General features: G+C 70.4%; 16 protein-coding genes. 9 read left to right on the plus strand and 7 right to left on the minus strand.

The window, feature by feature from the left end; translation table 11 throughout:
• Window position 1: 1 nt before the first annotated feature.
• Window positions 2–1,186, minus strand: a complete 1,185-nt coding sequence (locus tag FBZ83_RS19635) for a pentapeptide repeat-containing protein (protein ID WP_145687215.1) — start codon at window positions 1,184–1,186, stop codon at window positions 2–4.
• Window positions 1,187–1,315: 129 nt separating this feature from the next.
• Window positions 1,316–2,068, minus strand: coding sequence for an isochorismatase family protein (locus FBZ83_RS19640; RefSeq protein ID WP_145687217.1), 753 nt, complete (start codon window positions 2,066–2,068; stop codon window positions 1,316–1,318).
• Between the two features lie 279 nt (window positions 2,069–2,347).
• On the opposite strand from FBZ83_RS19640, the gene FBZ83_RS19650 reads away from it, so the two are divergent.
• Together FBZ83_RS19650 and FBZ83_RS19655 are read left to right on the plus strand one after the other, a co-directional pair.
• The gene (locus FBZ83_RS19650) at window positions 2,348–2,908 is read left to right on the plus strand and encodes a hypothetical protein (protein WP_145687221.1); all 561 of its coding nucleotides are present in this window, start codon (window positions 2,348–2,350) and stop codon (window positions 2,906–2,908) included.
• Window positions 2,905–3,513 carry a hypothetical protein gene (locus FBZ83_RS19655; protein WP_145687223.1) on the plus strand — a complete coding sequence of 203 codons (609 nt, stop codon included), beginning with the start codon at window positions 2,905–2,907 and terminating at the stop codon, window positions 3,511–3,513. The genes FBZ83_RS19650 and FBZ83_RS19655 overlap by 4 nt, the downstream gene beginning before the upstream one ends.
• 71 nt (window positions 3,514–3,584) lie before the next feature.
• Here the strand turns inward: FBZ83_RS19655 and galU are convergent, their stop codons facing one another.
• From galU to FBZ83_RS19670, 3 genes are all read right to left on the minus strand, one after another.
• Window positions 3,585–4,454 (minus strand): UTP--glucose-1-phosphate uridylyltransferase GalU, encoded by an 870-nt coding sequence (galU, locus tag FBZ83_RS19660; RefSeq protein WP_145687224.1) that lies wholly within the window; start codon window positions 4,452–4,454, stop codon window positions 3,585–3,587.
• Window positions 4,455–4,587: 133 nt separating this feature from the next.
• Window positions 4,588–5,325, minus strand: a complete 738-nt coding sequence (locus FBZ83_RS32000) for a DnaJ domain-containing protein (protein WP_145687227.1) — start codon at window positions 5,323–5,325, stop codon at window positions 4,588–4,590.
• A 33-nt stretch (window positions 5,326–5,358) separates the two neighbouring features.
• On the minus strand, window positions 5,359–6,105 hold the full coding sequence (locus FBZ83_RS19670; protein ID WP_145687229.1) for a VWA domain-containing protein: 747 nt from the start codon (window positions 6,103–6,105) through the stop codon (window positions 5,359–5,361).
• Between the two features lie 196 nt (window positions 6,106–6,301).
• On the opposite strand from FBZ83_RS19670, the gene FBZ83_RS19675 reads away from it, so the two are divergent.
• On the plus strand, window positions 6,302–7,012 hold the full coding sequence (locus FBZ83_RS19675; protein WP_145687230.1) for an RluA family pseudouridine synthase: 711 nt from the start codon (window positions 6,302–6,304) through the stop codon (window positions 7,010–7,012).
• Between the two features lie 3 nt (window positions 7,013–7,015).
• On the opposite strand, the gene FBZ83_RS19680 is transcribed toward FBZ83_RS19675, so the two are convergent.
• Window positions 7,016–8,023 (minus strand): BMP family ABC transporter substrate-binding protein, encoded by a 1,008-nt coding sequence (locus tag FBZ83_RS19680; RefSeq protein ID WP_247888382.1) that lies wholly within the window; start codon window positions 8,021–8,023, stop codon window positions 7,016–7,018.
• Between the two features lie 234 nt (window positions 8,024–8,257).
• A complete protein-coding gene (locus FBZ83_RS19685; protein ID WP_145687235.1) occupies window positions 8,258–8,689 on the minus strand; it encodes a GIY-YIG nuclease family protein in 432 nt (143 codons plus the stop codon).
• 93 nt (window positions 8,690–8,782) lie between these two features.
• Between FBZ83_RS19685 and bioF the strand changes: the two genes are divergently transcribed.
• The 6 genes from bioF to FBZ83_RS19715 are packed head-to-tail and all read left to right on the plus strand — an operon-like array spanning window position 8,783 to window position 15,251.
• Window positions 8,783–9,964, plus strand: coding sequence for an 8-amino-7-oxononanoate synthase (bioF, locus tag FBZ83_RS19690; protein WP_145687238.1), 1,182 nt, complete (start codon window positions 8,783–8,785; stop codon window positions 9,962–9,964).
• Complete coding sequence (locus tag FBZ83_RS19695; protein WP_145687240.1) at window positions 9,961–10,764, plus strand: alpha/beta fold hydrolase; 804 nt, start codon at window positions 9,961–9,963, stop codon at window positions 10,762–10,764. The genes bioF and FBZ83_RS19695 overlap by 4 nt, the downstream gene beginning before the upstream one ends.
• A complete protein-coding gene (gene bioD, locus FBZ83_RS19700) occupies window positions 10,761–12,170 on the plus strand; it encodes a dethiobiotin synthase (protein ID WP_145687242.1) in 1,410 nt (469 codons plus the stop codon). Before FBZ83_RS19695 ends, bioD begins: the two co-directional genes overlap by 4 nt.
• Window positions 12,167–13,471: an adenosylmethionine--8-amino-7-oxononanoate transaminase gene (gene bioA / locus FBZ83_RS19705; protein WP_145687244.1), complete on the plus strand. Its 1,305-nt coding sequence runs from the start codon at window positions 12,167–12,169 to the stop codon at window positions 13,469–13,471. The genes bioD and bioA overlap by 4 nt, the downstream gene beginning before the upstream one ends.
• 25 nt (window positions 13,472–13,496) lie before the next feature.
• Complete coding sequence (bioB, locus tag FBZ83_RS19710) at window positions 13,497–14,489, plus strand: biotin synthase BioB (protein WP_145687246.1); 993 nt, start codon at window positions 13,497–13,499, stop codon at window positions 14,487–14,489.
• A 54-nt stretch (window positions 14,490–14,543) separates the two neighbouring features.
• On the plus strand, window positions 14,544–15,251 hold the full coding sequence (locus FBZ83_RS19715) for a DUF2270 domain-containing protein (RefSeq protein ID WP_145677913.1): 708 nt from the start codon (window positions 14,544–14,546) through the stop codon (window positions 15,249–15,251).
• Window positions 15,252–15,370: the final 119 nt, after the last annotated feature.

The following is a 15,370-nucleotide window of genomic DNA, read 5'->3' on the forward strand; positions in this document are numbered from 1 at the left end:
CTCAGGCGTATTGCGGCTCGACCCCGACGGCGAAGCTCAGGTCGGCGCCGCGCAGGGTCTCCGCCGTGGCGCGGATGCGCGTCAGGTCGGTGCCGTGCAGGATGGCGCGGGCGAGGCTGGTGTCGCGCAGGTCGGCGCCGGTCAGGCTGGCCTCGGCGAGGTTGGTCGGCCACAGGCGGCTGCCGTCCCCGGCGAGGTCCACCGGGCGCAGCCGCGCCCGCCACAGCTTCGCCCCCGCCAGATTGGCGCCGCGCAGGTTGCAGCCGGACAGGTCGGCGCTGGTGAAGTCCGCTTCGCGCAGGTCGCAGTAGGACAGGTCCGCCATGACCAGCTTCGCCCCGGAGAAATCCGCCCCGCGCAGCCCGCAAAAGCGCATCACGCTGCCGGCCAGAAGCTGGTTGGCGAAGTTGTAGCCGCGCAGGTCGACGCGCTGCATCTCCAGCCTCAGGCCGGCGGCGGCGTTGCGCTCGACCCAGAGCTGGTGGGCGGAAATGCTGTCGGCCATCCGCCCGGCGAGGCTGACCAGTCCGGTGCCGTCCACGTCGATGCCGCGCCGCTCCAGCGTCTGGCGCAGCTCGTCGTCCAGCCGGGCGCCGCACAGCAGGGCGCCCTGCATCTCCACCCGCTCCATCACCGCGCCGATCAGATTGGCGCCGATCAGGATCGTCCCGGTCATGTCGCTGCCGGAAAAGGTCGCTCCGGCCATGTCGCAGCCGGAAAAGTCGCATTGCGCCAGACGGGCGTCGGACAGAATGGCGCGGGCCATCTTGGAGCCGATGAAGGTGGTGCTGCCGTCGGCGTTGCCCGCCGGCTTGCGCTCGTCGGCTCCCAGCATCATGCCCTTGCGCAGGTCGGCGCCGCGCAGGTTCGCCTCCTCCAGCGTGGCGCCCTCCACCCGCGCGCCGCGCAGATCGGCGCTTTCCAGGGACGCGCCGGTGAGTTCGGCCTTCGACAGGTCGGCGCCGAACAGATCGGTGCGCGACAGGTCGGCGCCGGTCAGCCGGGCGCTGCTCAGGTTCGCCCCGCTGAGCTTGGCGCTGCTGAGGTTGATGCGGCGCAGGCCCAGGCCCGACAGGTTGTGAAAGCTGAGGTCGGCGCAACGGCCCTTCATGCTGGGGTCGCGCGTCAGCCACTGCTGATGCCGGACCAGCGCGTTGCGGATCGCCCTCAGATATCGCTCTTCCACGTGCGACGTCTCCGCGCCGTCCGGCCGTCTCCACCGGCATCGCACGCCGGTTGAACGTTCGGGACCCTTGCCACGCTGGGATGTTACCAGAGCCGTCGGCAAAAAGCGAAAGCCCTGATCCGCCGCACTTCAGCGCAGCGTGTCGGTCAGACGCGCGCCCCGCGATGCCATCATGTAGAGGCCCATATGGTGCGCCGGCTCCTGCGGGTGGGCGGCCGTCTCCGGCAGGCCAAGCTCCTCCGCGACCTCCGCCGGCAGATCGTAGGTGGCGCAGCCCGGCTCGTAGACCACCACGTCCTTCAGCGTCGGCATCATGCCGTGGTTGCGCGCGGACAGCAGGGTCAGGACGAAATCCATCACGCAGACGTCGGTGCAGATGCCGACCGTGACGACCGACACCAGCCGGTTGCCGTTGACCCAGTCCACCAGCCGGTTGCGCCCGGCCTTGCCGGCCGCGCCCAACTCGGTCGCACCGATGAAGAAATTGATGCAGTCCTTGGCGATCAGGGTGGCCGACGGCTCCGACTCGAGCCAAGCCAGTTCGGACACCAGTTCGTCATGGCCGGTGCCGACCAGGCAGTGCGGGGGATAGGGCGGCTCCGGCCTGTCCGGGTCGTGACGGTCCAGGGAAACGCAGATCGGCCAGCCGGCCCCGGCGAAGCGGCGGGCCAGCCGGTCCGTCTCGGCGATCATGCGCTCCACCTGGGCGTTCGGCGCCGCCGGGGCGAGCGGACCGCAACCGACGGCGGCGAACCCCTTCACCTCGTCGATGATCACCAGCCCGGTGCCCCCGGCCGGCATGGCGTAATCGCCGAGAGCCACCGGAAAGGTGCGGCGGATGGTGTCCAGCGCCTCGTCGCTGCGAGTCATCAGGTCCAGCATGGGTCCTCCCTTCAAACGGTGGAAATGTCAGTCCTGTGACCAGGGGTGCGCAACATTTCAGGACTGTGTCCAAGCACTGCGACATTGTGGCCGAACGCTTGCGCATGGGTCAGAAAAGATCAATGGAATTCAGGCCGAACGACCTGTTGTTGCAATCGCGAGACATATTCCTGTCTGCATCCACCGGCCCATGCGACGGAATACCGCAATGCCAAGCGGTAAAACCCGGTCCTCAATGAAGACAACGCGAAGCTTCCGCCGCAACCATAAGGTACACCAATGGTTCTATCGGCCGAGTTCCTGGGCATGCTTCTGCTGGTCACCAGCGCCGCGGCGCTCGGCCTGTCCATCGTCATCGACGTCGGGCAGATCACGTCGGAGAAGGCGCGCCAGACCATGATGATGCGCCAGCACGACCGGAAGAAGACCGCGCTGGGCGAATGGAGCCGCAAGCTGGAGCAGCGGCAGGAGGAGATGACCGCCTTCCTGGCCCGCACCACCGAATGCAACGGGCGGCGGCAGAAGGCGCTGTCGGAAATCCGGGCGCTGGAACTCACCAAGGTGGAGTTCGTCCACGAGCTGGGGGACGGCGAGGAGGCCAGCGCCTTCTGGGTCCGGCTGACCGTGCAGGACGAATTCCCCGCCATCGAACGGCGCGACGTGATCTTCGCCCGCCAGATCTGGAGCTATTCGAACGTCGCCCATGTCTGGACCTATTCGGCCGATCAGGCTGCGGCGATGGCGCGCGTCGCCTTCACCGTGAAGAACGGCGTCCTGCCGACCATGGTCGTCCCGCTCGCCCATGCCCCCGACCCCGACGCGCAAGGAGAGGCGGCATGACCGGGATGATGCTCTACCTCAGCCTCGGGCTGATGGTGCTGACGGTGCTGTCCAACCGCTACTGGCGGCGCCAGTTGGAGGGGTTGCGGCAGGGCCAGCTGCGCATCCGCGAGAAGATGGAGGAAGTTGGGAAGGACGTGGAGGACATCGCCAACGCCTATTCCCAGATTACCCAGAAGCACGCCGAGGCCGAGAAGCGCGCCCTGAAGGCGGAGCAGGACATGCAGGCCGCCCTGAACGAACTGGAGGCGCGGCAGGCGGCACCGGTCGTGCGCTATCACGTCTTCGACCGCTCCGAGCCCCGTCCGGGCCGCTTCTGGGAGGCCGCGGTGCGCCACGTGCCGAGCGACGCGACGGTGATGACGGGGCAGCGCGGCTGGATGGGCATCCGCCGCTGCCTCCTGACCGCCGAAACGGAACGGGAGGTGCGCGAGCGCGTCAGCGCCCGCTACCCGCGCAAGGCGGGATTCCAGGTGTTGGAGGTGGTGCCCTGCCGGGTCGCCGGCCTGTCGGTGAACCGCATCCCCGAACTCAGCACCTTCCGGCGCTCCGCCCCGCCGGAGGAAGCAGCGCGCGCTCCCCGCCGGGCCGCCGCCGGCCGTTGACGGGCATCCGGCCCGCGGGGAAAGGGCGGCGCCCCTCCCCGCAAGCCGAATGCCTCATCAGCGCTTCCGCGTCAGCAGTACTTGCGCAGCATGTCGCGGACCTTGTCCGCCATGTCCGGACGGCGCAGCGCGTGGGCCAGCGTGGCCTCGATGAAGCCGACCTTGTCGCCGCAGTCGTAACGGGTGCCTTCGAAGCGCAGGCCATGGAACGGCTGCGTGCCGATCAGCTTGGCCATGGCGTCGGTCAGCTGGATCTCGTTGCCGGCGCCGCGCTGCTGCTTTTCCAGATGATCGAACACCTCCGGCTGCAGGATGTAGCGGCCGATGATGGACAGGGTGGAGGGCGCCTCTTCCGGCTTCGGCTTCTCGACGAGGCCGCGCACGGTGGCCAGACGGCCGTCGTCCTTCTCCACGTCCAGGATGCCGTAGCTGCTGGTCCGCTCGCGCGGGACGTCCACGACGGCGACGATGTTGCCGCCCACTTCGTTGTAGGCGTCGACCATCTGCTTCAGGCAGGGGGTGTCGCCCTGGACGAAGTCGTCGGGCAGGACGATGGCGAAGGGATCGTTGCCGATCACCGCCCGCGCGCACCACACCGCGTGGCCGAGGCCCAGCGGGACCTGCTGGCGCGTGTAGAAGCAGCGGCCCGGCGCGATCTCGCTGTGGCGCACCACATCGAGGGCATCCTGCTTGCCGCGCTCCTCAAGGGTGCGGTTCAGCTCCGTGTCGGTGTCGAAATGGTCTTCGATGGCGCGCTTGCTGCGGCCCGTGACGAACACAAAATCCTCGATGCCGGCGGCCCGCGCCTCTTCCACGGCATGCTGAAGCAGAGGCCGATCGACCAAAGGCAGCATTTCCTTTGGAATCGCCTTGGTCGCCGGCAGAAAGCGCGTACCGAGACCGGCGACGGGGAACACCACCTTGCGCACAGGCTTTCGCATTGGGGTTCTCTTGTGGTTGCTTGAGGAAATACTTCGAATATGGAGACGATTCGCAGATTTGCAAAACGCTCGTCCAGCTTTCTGCCACAGGCAATTCGGTGACGCAACTCCCCTTCCGTAACCCGGCAAAAGGTTAGTTGCGCAGCAGCAAATCCTTCGCTTGGTTGATCTTGGCTGCCAAATAGGTGGACCCCCCATGATCTGGATGCACTTTCATCATCAGCCGTCGGTGGGCGTCCTTTACCTGTTCGGGTGTGGCTCCGGGCGACAACCCCAAAATATCATAGGCCTCGTCACGGGTCATAGAACCGCCGCCACCGCGGCCGCCACTGTCCTTCGAACCGGAATTGTTTGACGACCCAGCAGATTGTTCCTCCGCCGTCTGCCAGCCGGGATGGGAACGCTCCAGCCACGCTTCCAGGACGGAGGCCGATTGGGGATCGTCGCGCCGGCACTCCTCCAGCAGCGCCAGCACCTGCCCCAGCGTCAGCGACTCCAGCGTCCGCCCACGCCACGGCCCGTGCAAAACCTCTCCTGCCATCGCCCCGGTGTCGTGCTGCAGCGTCATCCGCAGATAGAGCGTCTCGATCTGCGAGGTCTGCCCGCCGCTTGCCGCTCCGTAGGACGCGGGGCGGAAAGCGTCGCGCAACGTCCGCCAGCGCGTCAGCAGCGGAAAGGCCAGCGCCCCCAGCATCATGGCGGTGCCCAGCCGCCCGGTCAGAGTGAGCACGACGACCGTCACCGCCGCCAGCGCGATTCCGCCATAGCGCACCGCGGTGGCGAGCGTCCTCGGGTCCGCGGACACGAAGACGCGGGCCAGCATGGCGAGACCGGCCACCAGCGCGATGCCCAGGAGGAAAAACCCAAACATCCCGCTCTGTTCCTTCCCTAGCCGAATCCTGCCCTATGATGCATGGCTTTGCCCGCCGCGTCCCCCCTGACCGTTGCCAAGCTGGCTGGTGAGCAGCCGCACCGCGTCGCCCCGCCCGCGGCTGTAATGCTCCAGCGCCGCCCGGCCGCCCGCCGCGTAGACGGCAACCGCGCTCAGCAGATCCCGCAATTGCTGCGCGGAGGAGCCGTCGAACGGGCAATAGGCGCCGCCGCTGAGCCGCGCGATGGTCTGGAAAGCGCGCTTGGCGATCAGGTCCCCACGCTCGTGGAAGATGAAGACCGGGACGCCGAGCAACCCCAACTGGCCCGCCTGATGGGCGAGCTGATCGACGTCCTCCTCCATGCAGTCGCCGACGAAGACCAGCGCGTTGACCTTGCGGTCCCGCGTCTGCTTGATGCAATGCCCCAGCACACGCGTGATCTGGGTCTGCCCGGCCATGCAGGACACCGCGGTCATCCGCCGCAGCAGGTCCTGCGCGTTGCCAACCCACGGGCTGGCTTGGCATTCACGGAATCCCCGGTAGTAGACGAGCTGGATATCCAGCCCGCCCAGCGCGGAGGTCGCCTGGAACATCTCGCCCTGGATCTGGCAGGCGCGGTCCCAGGTCGGCTCGCGGCTGGCCGTGGCGTCCATGGCGAACATCAGCCGCCCGCGCGGCCCCCCCGTCGCCCGCGGCAGGGCCGCCACGCGGCTCAGGAAATCATCCACCTCGCTCTGCGTGGACCGCTGCTGCGCCGGGAGATTGTCGCGTTCAGCCATTGCACGCATCCCTTCGCCACGGTGAGTCGTCATTCCGTACAGATGGGCGGCGCGGCGGCATGGGTCCAGACTCGTCCATCCAGACTTCGTCCACGGCGCCGCCCGTTGGGCAACAGGCCGCGCGCCGATAGGGTTCCGCGGCGCAACACCGCCGGCGGGCTTGCCCCTCCCCCCGCGCCGTGCTTGGGTGGCGCCCATGAGCGACGCCGGCACCACCTTCACCCCCACCACGCTGCGCGACCGGATCCTGCACGAGGATTCGGACGTCTTCATCATCGACAAGCCCGCCGGGCTGGCCGTGCACAAGGCCGGGCGGATCACCGACCATCTCGACCTCTACCTGCCTTTCCTGGCGGAGGGGGACGGCACGCCGCCGCGGCTGGCCCACCGGCTGGACCGCGACACGGCGGGCTGCCTCGTGCTCGGCCGGTCGCTCTGGGCGCTGAAGCGGCTGGGCGACATGTTCGCCGCCGGCCATGTCGAGAAGACCTACTGGGCGGTCAGCGAGGGCATTCCGGAGGCGGCGGAAGGAGTCATCGACTTCCCGCTGCTGAAGCTGCTGAACCCCGGCGCCTGGAACATCGTGACGCACCCCACCGGCCAGCCCGCCGTCACCGAGTACAAGGTCCTGGGAACCGGCAACGGGCGGGCCTGGCTGGAGCTGCGGCCGCGGACCGGGCGCACCCACCAGCTCCGCGTCCACAGCGCGGCCATCGGCTGCCCGCTGGTGGGAGAGCCCTATTACGGTCCGGTGCGCGTGCCGCCGGGAAACCTGCACCTGCTGGCGCGGTCGGTCACCTTCACCATGGCCTTCGACCGCGAACCGGTCACCGCCGTGGCGCCGCCCCCGCCGCACATGCGCGACGCGCTGGCCGCCTGCGGCTGGACGGAGCAAAGCGGGGCGTAAGGGTCAGCGCGCGACCTCGGTGACGCCGTCGGCCAGCCAGACCATGCGGCCAAGCTCTGCGTCGCCGCCGCGCAGGGCCTTGCCCTTGGCGACCACCGTCCGTCCGGTGTTGTCCTGGATCGGCCCGCGGAAGACGGCGGCGTTGCCATTGGCGAGCTGCATCCGCGCCGCGTCGGCGTGGGCCCGCGCCTCCACCCCCACCGCCGGCCCATAGGCGGTGTTGCGGACGAAGCCCTGGTCGAAGCCACCCTGGCGCAGATGTTTCCACGGCTTTCCCGCGGCGATCAGCGCGACGGCCTCGGCGTAGGCCTTCTCCCAGGCCCATTCGGCCCCGGTCAGGAAGCCTTGCGGCGCGAAGGCGGTCAGGTCGGTGTGCAAGCCGCAGCACAGGATGCCGTGCGCCTCCGCCACCTCGCAGACCGGACGCGCTCCGTCGAGCTGGGCAGCCAGCACGTCGGCACCGCCGTCGGCCAGCGCGCGCGCGGCTTCGGCGACCTGCCGCGGCGTCGCCGCCTCGCCGACGAAGGCGACGCGCAGCGCGGTGGCGGAATCAGCGCGCCGGGCGCCCAGCGCGAAGGCGTTCACGCAGCGCAGCACGTCCGGAGCGGGGTGGGAGGCCACGAGGCCGATGATCTTCGCCCGGCTGGCGTAGCCGGCAACGAGGCCGGAGATGTGCTGCGCTTCCTCGATATACCCTTCGAAGAAGCCGGTGTTGATCGGCAGCCGGTCGCGGTCCAGCGGCGCGCCGGAAAACAGGAACACCGTGTCGCGGTGGGCGTCGGCCTGGGCCAGCAGCCCCGGCAGGGCGTCGCCTGCGGCGGTGACGATGACGACCCGGCAGCCCTCGGGACCGACCAGCTCCTCCGCCGTGGCGGCCAGCGTGCCGGCGACGTGCTCCCGCTCCTCCAGCCGCAGGCCGGGCAGGCTGGTCAGGGCGCGGGCGGCCTCCGCATGGGCCTGATTGAAGCCGAAATCCGCCCGGTCGCCGCAATAGAGGACGCCGACGCCCAAGTCCGACGATCCAAGGGCGGACGATGCCGAGGGTGCCGATTGCCCCAACGCCTGGGGCGCCGTCAGAAGCATGGCCGCGGCCCCAAAGGCGCCCCCGAACGCCCGGAGGACATCCCGGCGGTTATGGGTCACTGTCTTCATGCCCGCCTCCCGATGACGGGGGACTATAACCCTTGGAGGATGGTCAGACCAAGCAATTCGCCTCAATTCCCACGCCGACGCCCGTCCGGCGCCTCAAAAAGGCGCATCGCGCAGCGGAACCAGCGTCCCGTCCGGCCAATGCAGCAGGTGGCTGGCGCAGCGACGGCAGTCGCTGCTGCCGAAGCCGGGAACCGGCACGGGAAGCCCGGACAGGGCGGCGACCAGGGCGCATTCGTCACCACCAGGAACGATCCAGGCACCGAGCATCCGCCCCGCCGCGGTCAGCCGGTCGATGTGCCAGCGCTCCGGCTTGCCCTGGCGGAAATGGCGCCCGACCCGCGCTCGCAGGCCCCCCGGCCCCCGCGCGCTGCCGCAATAGAGGTAGCGGCCCGGCGCCAGAACGCGTTCCGGCCGGCCGGGGAGGCGAAGCGGCAGATCCTTCTCCAGCGCAATCAGCAGCACATAGGCGCCGGGATCGGGCGGCAGATTGTCGGGGCGGTCGTGGAAGCGCGGATCGGACGGCATGGCCGCGCCAGTCTACGCCCGCCGGGCCGTCGGGGCACCTGTGCCATTCGGACCTTTCGCCCCAGCGGCGCGCTCTGCTATCACGCCCGCATCATGTCCCTGCTCGACCCGCTGTTCCGCCAGCATCTCGACCGCCTCGACCGGCGCCACGCGCGCCGCCATCTGCTGCCCGTGCGCCCGGAGGGGGCTGGGCGCATCCGGCGCGGCGGGCGGACGCTGCTGAATTTCTCCAGCAACGACTATCTCGGCCTCGCCTCCCATCCGCTGCTGGTGGAGCGTGCCGGCGACTGGGCGCGGCGCTGGGGTGCCGGGGCGACGGCGTCGCGCCTCGTCTGCGGCACGCTGGAGCTTCACGCGGAGGTCGAGGTGAAGCTCGCCCGGCTGAAGGGCACGGAGGCGGCGCTTCTGTTCAATTCCGGCTGGCAGGCCAACGCCGCGGTCCTGCCGGCGCTGTTCGACCGGGAGCTTCTGGGCGGCGACGCGCTGGTCTTCACCGACCGGCTGAACCACGCCAGCCTGCACCATGGCTGCGCCGCCGCCGGAGTGCGGCAGATCCGCTTCCGTCACAACGACCTCGACCATCTGGAAACCCTGCTGACCCAGCGCGCGGGCGAGCCCGGCACGCGCTTCATCGTCACGGAGAGCGTCTTCAGCATGGACGGCGACCGCGCCGATGTGCCGGCGCTGGCCGCGCTGGCGGAGCGGCACGGCGCCTTCCTGTTCCTCGACGAGGCGCACGCGACCGGCGTGCTCGGCCCGCGCGGGATGGGGCTGGCGGCGCTGGGCGGCGGGCGCGTGGACCTCGCCATGGGCACCTTCAGCAAGGCGCTGGGCGGCTTCGGCGCCTATGTGGCGGGGTCGAGGGCGCTCTGCGACTATCTGGTGAACCGCTGCGGCGGGCTGATCTACGCCACCGCCCTGCCGCCCGCCGTGCTGGGGGCGATGGACGCCGCGCTTGACCTCGTGCCGACGTTGGACGCCGAGCGCGCCCGGCTCCAGGCCATGGCGGAACGGCTGCGTGCCGCCTTCGACGGGCTGGGCATCGCCACGGCGGGGTCGAGCACGCAGATCGTCCCAGCCATGATCGGGGCGGAGGAGGACGCGCTCGCCCTCAGCCGGCGGCTGGAGGAGCGCGGCATCCTGGGCATCGCCATCCGCCCGCCGACCGTGCCACCGGGCACCAGCCGTCTGCGCTTCGCCCTGTCCGCCGCCCACACGGACGCCGATCTGGAGACGTTGGTGAGCGCGGTGGCCGACGCCTGGAGCCGGCGATGACCCAGCCCATAATGACCGCACCGCTGTTCGTGTTCGCCCATGGCTGGGGATTCGGCCCCGCCGTCTGGGACGGGGTGCGGAGCGCTCTTTCCGAGGGGGAGAGCGTGGCGGTGGATCTCGGCTTCTATGGCCCGCCGTCGCTTCCCGATCTTCCCGCCGGGCGCCCCGTCGTCGCGGTCGGCCACTCCTTCGGGGGGCTATGGCTGCTGCACGAGCGGCCCTTCGCCTGGGACGGGCTGGTGCTGGTCAACGGCTTCCCCCGCTTCACCGAGGGCGACGGCTTCGCCCCCGCCACGCCGCGCCGGCTGCTGGACCGCATGCTCGCGCGCTTCGCCGCCGCGCCGGAGTCGGTGACCGCCGACTTCCTGCGCCGCTGCGGCGTCGAAGCTCCGCTGACTGAGGGCCTGGACACGGCCCGGCTGGGTGAGGCGTTGCGGGCGCTGCGCGACTGGGACGCCCGCGCTGCGCTCACCGGCCCGGTGCTGGCCTTGGCGGGAGCGCAGGACCCCATCGTCCCCCCGACCATGACCGAACAGGCGTTTCGCAACCACTCTGTCCCTCCCCCCTCCGGGGAGAGGGTGGCGCCGAAGGCGCCGGGTGAGGGGGGGCTCGGGGAACCGGACGATCAGGCATTGCGCAACCCCCTCACCCTAACCCTCTCCCCAGAGGGGAGAGGGGATGATGGATGCGGTCGGATTTCGGTCGAATGGCACACCGAAGGCGGGCATCTGCTGCCGCTGACCGCGCCGGGCTGGTGCGCCGAGCGGATCGCCGCCTTTGCCGCCGGACTGACCGCATGACCGCCGACCCGCGCAAGGCCGCCATCGCCGCCGCCTTCGGCAAGGCCGCCCCTTGCTACGAGGAACACGCCGCCGTGCAGCGCATCGCGGCGGAGCGTCTGGCGGAGCGCGTCGCCCGCCTGCCCTTGCCGCCCCGCCCCCGCGTGCTGGAGATCGGCTGCGGCACCGGCTTCCTCAGCCGCGCCCTGCGCGAGCGGATCGGACCGGCGGACTGGCTGTTCACCGACCTGTCGCCGGACATGCTGGCGCGCTGCCGCGCCGCGCTGGGCGACCCGGCCGATTCCGAATTCCGGATCATGGATGGGGAACAGCCGGACCTCGACGGCCCCTTCGACCTCATCGTCTCAAGTCTCGCCCTGCAATGGTTCCGCGACTCCGCCGCCGCCCTGGCGCGCTGGGTGGGGCTGCTGGCGCCGGGCGGGCGAATCGCCGTCGCCACGCTCGCCGCCGACAGCTTCCGTGAGTGGCGGGAGGCCCATCACGCGCTGGGGCTGGAGGCCGGGATTCCCGCCTACCCCACCCGCCATGACCTCGACCGGCTGTGGCCCGCCGGGGGCAGCGGATCGGTCGAGGAGGAGCGGCTGCTCCGCCGTCACGCCGACGGTCTGGAGTTCCTGGCCGAACTGAAGGGCATCGGCGCCCACCTGCCGGCGGAGGGCCGCCGCCCCCTGCCGCCGGGCGCCCTGCGCCGCGTGCTGCGCCGGCTGGAACGGCCCGAAGGACTGACCATGACCCACCACATCGCCTACGGCCTGTTCCGCAAGGACGGCGCCCGGCCCCGCGGGGTGTTCGTCACCGGCACCGACACCGGCGTCGGCAAGACGCTGGTCTCCGCGTGCCTCGCGCGGGCCTGGGACGCCGCCTATTGGAAGCCGCTGCAAACCGGCCTGAAGGACGAACCGGGCGACACCCCCACCGTCACCGCCCTCGCCGCCCTGCCTGCGGAACGCGTGCATCCGCCGGCCTACGCGCTGGCCGAGCCGCTGTCCCCGCATGCCGCGGCGGAGCTGGAGGGCGTCGCCATCGACCCCGGCGCCCTGGCCCTGCCCGACACCGGCCGCCCGCTGGTGGTGGAGGGGGCGGGCGGGCTGATGGTGCCGGTGACGGAGGACGTCTTCATCATCGACCTGATCGCCCGCTTCGGCCTGCCGGTGGTGCTGGTGGCGCGCAGCACGCTCGGCACCATCAACCACACGCTGCTCAGCCTGGAGGCATTGCGGGCGCGCGGGCTGGCGGTGGCCGGGGTGGTGCTGAACGGCCCGCTCAACCCCGGCAACCGCGCCGCCATCGAGCGGTTCGGCAAGGTCCGCGTGCTGGCCGAGATCCCAACGCTCGACCGAATCGACGCCGAAACCGTCGCGGAAGCGGCGGCGCTCATCCCTTCCTTCGACAGCGTGTTTTCATGACCGACACCGTTTCTCTCGACCGCCTTCACGTCTGGCACCCCTTCACCCAGGCGCAGACCGCGCCGGAGCCGCTGGCGGTCACCCACGGCAAAGGGGTCAGCCTGTTCACCGAGGACGGGCGGGAAATCCTCGACCTCATCTCCTCCTGGTGGGTGAACCTGCACGGACACGCCCACCCGGCCATCGCCGGGGCCATCGCGGAGCAGGCGCACCGGCTGGAGCAGGTGATCTTCGCCGACTTCACCCACAGCCCCGCCGCGCGCCTCGCCGCCCGGCTGGCCGAGGTGCTGCCGGGAAATCTCGACCGCGTCTTCTACTCCGACAACGGCTCGACCGCGGTGGAGGTGGCGCTGAAGCTCGCCTGGCAGTACTGGCGCAACAACGGCAAGGGCCAGCGCCGCCGCTTCCTCGCCTTCGAGGGCAGCTACCACGGCGACACCTTTGGCGCGATGGCGGCGGGGGTCGGCTCCGGCTTCTACGCGCCGTTCCAGGAGCTTCTCTTCGCCGTCGACCGCATGCCCTACCCCGCCACCTGGGACGGCGACCCGGAGGTCGAGGAGAAGGAGGCCGCGGCGCTGGACTGGCTCGACCGCTGGCTGGCTGCCAACGGGACGGAGATGGTCGCCGTCATCATCGAACCGCTGGTCCAGGGCGCTTCGGGCATGCGCTTCTGCCGTCCGGAGTTCCTGCGGGCCATGGCGGCGCGGGTGCGGGCGGCGGGCGGTCTGGTGATCTTCGACGAGGTGATGACCGGCTTCGGCCGCACCGGCGCCCTGTTCGCCAGCCACAGGGCCGGAGTCGCCCCGGACCTGATCTGCCTGTCCAAGGGGCTGACCGGCGGTTTCCTGCCGCTGTCGGTCACCGCCTGCGGTGCCTCGATCTACGAGGCGTTCCTCGGCGCCGGCTTCGACCGCGCCTTCGCCCACGGCCACAGCTTCACCGCCAACCCGCTGGGCTGCGCCGCCGCCCTGGCCTCGCTGGAGCTGACCACCTCGGCGGAGACCGCCGCCAACCTCGCGCGCATCGAGGCGCAGCACCGCGCCGCCATCGCCGACCTGTCTCGGCACCCGAAGCTGTCGCGCGGGCGCGTCATGGGCACCATCGCCGCCATCGAGGTGACCGACGCGCAGGGCTACACCGCCGCGGTCGGGCAGACGCTGAAGCGCTTCTTCCTGGAGCGGGGATTGCTGCTGCGCCCGCTCGGCCCCGTGATATACCTGCTGCCGCCCTACTGCGTGACGGACGGGCAGCTGGACCGCGCCTACGCCGCGATCCGCGACGCCGCCGATACCCTTCTCTGATCTGCCTTTTTCCCGAGGACCGACCATGCCCGACACCGCCATGCAGACCGCGGACGCCGCCGCCTCCACCATCGCCCGGCGCTGGACCCGCGAGGACATCCTGGCCCTGTTCGAGCTGCCCTTCATGGAGCTGCTGCACCGCGCCCACGAGACGCACCGCCAGCACCACGACCCGAACAAGGTCCAGCTCTCCACCCTGCTGAACATCAAGACCGGCGGCTGCCAGGAGGACTGCAAGTACTGCGCGCAGAGCGTGAAGTACGACACCGGCGTCGAGGCGGAGAAGCTGCTGGACCGCGCCCAGGTGCGCGCCGCCGCGGAGAAGGCCAAGCAGGCGGGCGCCGGCCGCTTCTGCATGGGTGCTGCGTGGCGCGAGCTGAAGGACCGTGACGTCGAGAAGCTGGCGAACATCGTCCGCGACGTGAAGGACCTGGGGCTGGAGGCCTGCATGACGCTGGGCATGCTGACCCGCCCGCAGGCCGACGCGCTGAAGGACGCGGGCCTCGACTACTACAACCACAACCTCGACACGTCGGAGGAGTTCTACGAGCAGATCGTCTCCACCCACAGCTACCGCGACCGGCTGGACACGCTGGCCAACGTCCGCGACGCCGGGCTGAAGGTCTGCTCCGGCGGCATCGTCGGGCTGGGGGAGAGCCGCACCGACCGCGCCGGCCTGCTGGAGACTTTGGCGAACCTGTCGCCGCAGCCGGAGAGCGTGCCGATCAACAAGCTGGTGTCGGTCGCCGGCACCCCGCTGGGCGGCGTCGACGCGCTGGACGCCTTCGAGTTCATCCGCACCATCGCGGTCGCCCGCATCCTGATGCCGCGCTCCTACGTCCGCCTGTCGGCGGGCCGCCGCTCGCTCAGCGACGAGGGGCAGGCGCTCTGTTTCTACGCCGGCGCGAACTCCATCTTCTATGGGGACAAGCTGCTGACCACCGGCAACCCGGAGCATGAGGCCGACCGGCGGCTGTTCGACCGGCTGGGGCTGGAGGCCGACGGCGGCGCCCACTGACGCGCCGGCGTCCCCGGCCCCTGCGCAAGAAAAGCCAAGGGGAGGACGCCGAGCATGGATGACATCGCCGCCAAAGCACCCAAGACCCACTACACCTCGGCGGAGGTCACGGCCCTGTCGCATCTCTACAGGGCCGAGATCTACCGCAGCACCGTCTGGCGCACCCGGCTGGACGCCACCACCAACTGGGCGGTGGTGACCACCGGGATCGCCCTGTCGCTGACCTTCAGCAGCGCCACCGCCTCCCCCCTGCCGCTGGTGCTGGTGGGGCTTCTGGTCGCCGTGTTCCTCTACATCGAGGCGCGGCGCTACCGCTTCTTCGACTTCTGGCGAATCCGCGCCCATGTGCTGGAGCTGTACTTTCTCGGCCCCATCCTGCGCGGCCAGGGCGACCAGTTCGCCCGGGGCTGGAACGAGACGCTGTTCCAGGACTACCAGCACCCCAACCTGCACATCACCTACCTGGAGGCGGTGGGGCGCCGGCTGCGGCGGAACTACGGCTGGATCTTCCTGATCCAGGTGGTGGCCTATCTGGGCAAGCTGATGATCCATCCGGTCCCGCTGTCGAGCCTGGAGGAACTGTTCGCGCGGGCGACCATCGGGCCGGTGCCGGGGGAGATCGTCCTGCTGTGTGGCCTCGCCTTCCACGGCACCTGGATGGCCATCGCCTTCCGGACCTTCCGCAGCCGCCGCGGCGCCGACCGCGAACGCCCGCCCCCGCCAGCCACCGACGCCGTGCTCGATCTGGCGCGGGGGCCGTGAGGGCCGCGGCGGATTTCCCTTTTCGCGCAATGGATAAGGGGTAGTTTTCCGTCCGGCCTGCCCCTTTTGCGCGCCGTGGCATAAATGGGATCAGCACCGTCGCGCTCACGCTATGCAAC

It is taken from the genome of Azospirillum brasilense (genome assembly GCF_007827815.1).
In the GTDB taxonomy this organism is placed as follows: domain Bacteria; phylum Pseudomonadota; class Alphaproteobacteria; order Azospirillales; family Azospirillaceae; genus Azospirillum; species Azospirillum brasilense_C.

What these genes read in the sequence shown, in the direction of transcription:
- FBZ83_RS19640 (WP_145687217.1), bottom strand. Translation starts at nt 2,068, where the DNA reads ATGCTGGACCTGATGACTCGCAGCGACGAGGCGCTGGACACCATCCGC.
- FBZ83_RS19650 (WP_145687221.1), top strand. Translation starts at nt 2,348, where the DNA reads ATGGTTCTATCGGCCGAGTTCCTGGGCATGCTTCTGCTGGTCACCAGC.
- FBZ83_RS19655 (WP_145687223.1), top strand. Translation starts at nt 2,905, where the DNA reads ATGACCGGGATGATGCTCTACCTCAGCCTCGGGCTGATGGTGCTGACG.
- galU (WP_145687224.1), bottom strand. Translation starts at nt 4,454, where the DNA reads ATGCGAAAGCCTGTGCGCAAGGTGGTGTTCCCCGTCGCCGGTCTCGGT.
- FBZ83_RS32000 (WP_145687227.1), bottom strand. Translation starts at nt 5,325, where the DNA reads ATGTTTGGGTTTTTCCTCCTGGGCATCGCGCTGGTGGCCGGTCTCGCC.
- FBZ83_RS19670 (WP_145687229.1), bottom strand. Translation starts at nt 6,105, where the DNA reads ATGGCTGAACGCGACAATCTCCCGGCGCAGCAGCGGTCCACGCAGAGC.
- FBZ83_RS19675 (WP_145687230.1), top strand. Translation starts at nt 6,302, where the DNA reads ATGAGCGACGCCGGCACCACCTTCACCCCCACCACGCTGCGCGACCGG.
- FBZ83_RS19685 (WP_145687235.1), bottom strand. Translation starts at nt 8,689, where the DNA reads ATGCCGTCCGATCCGCGCTTCCACGACCGCCCCGACAATCTGCCGCCC.
- bioF (WP_145687238.1), top strand. Translation starts at nt 8,783, where the DNA reads ATGTCCCTGCTCGACCCGCTGTTCCGCCAGCATCTCGACCGCCTCGAC.
- FBZ83_RS19695 (WP_145687240.1), top strand. Translation starts at nt 9,961, where the DNA reads ATGACCCAGCCCATAATGACCGCACCGCTGTTCGTGTTCGCCCATGGC.
- bioD (WP_145687242.1), top strand. Translation starts at nt 10,761, where the DNA reads ATGACCGCCGACCCGCGCAAGGCCGCCATCGCCGCCGCCTTCGGCAAG.
- bioA (WP_145687244.1), top strand. Translation starts at nt 12,167, where the DNA reads ATGACCGACACCGTTTCTCTCGACCGCCTTCACGTCTGGCACCCCTTC.
- bioB (WP_145687246.1), top strand. Translation starts at nt 13,497, where the DNA reads ATGCCCGACACCGCCATGCAGACCGCGGACGCCGCCGCCTCCACCATC.
- FBZ83_RS19715 (WP_145677913.1), top strand. Translation starts at nt 14,544, where the DNA reads ATGGATGACATCGCCGCCAAAGCACCCAAGACCCACTACACCTCGGCG.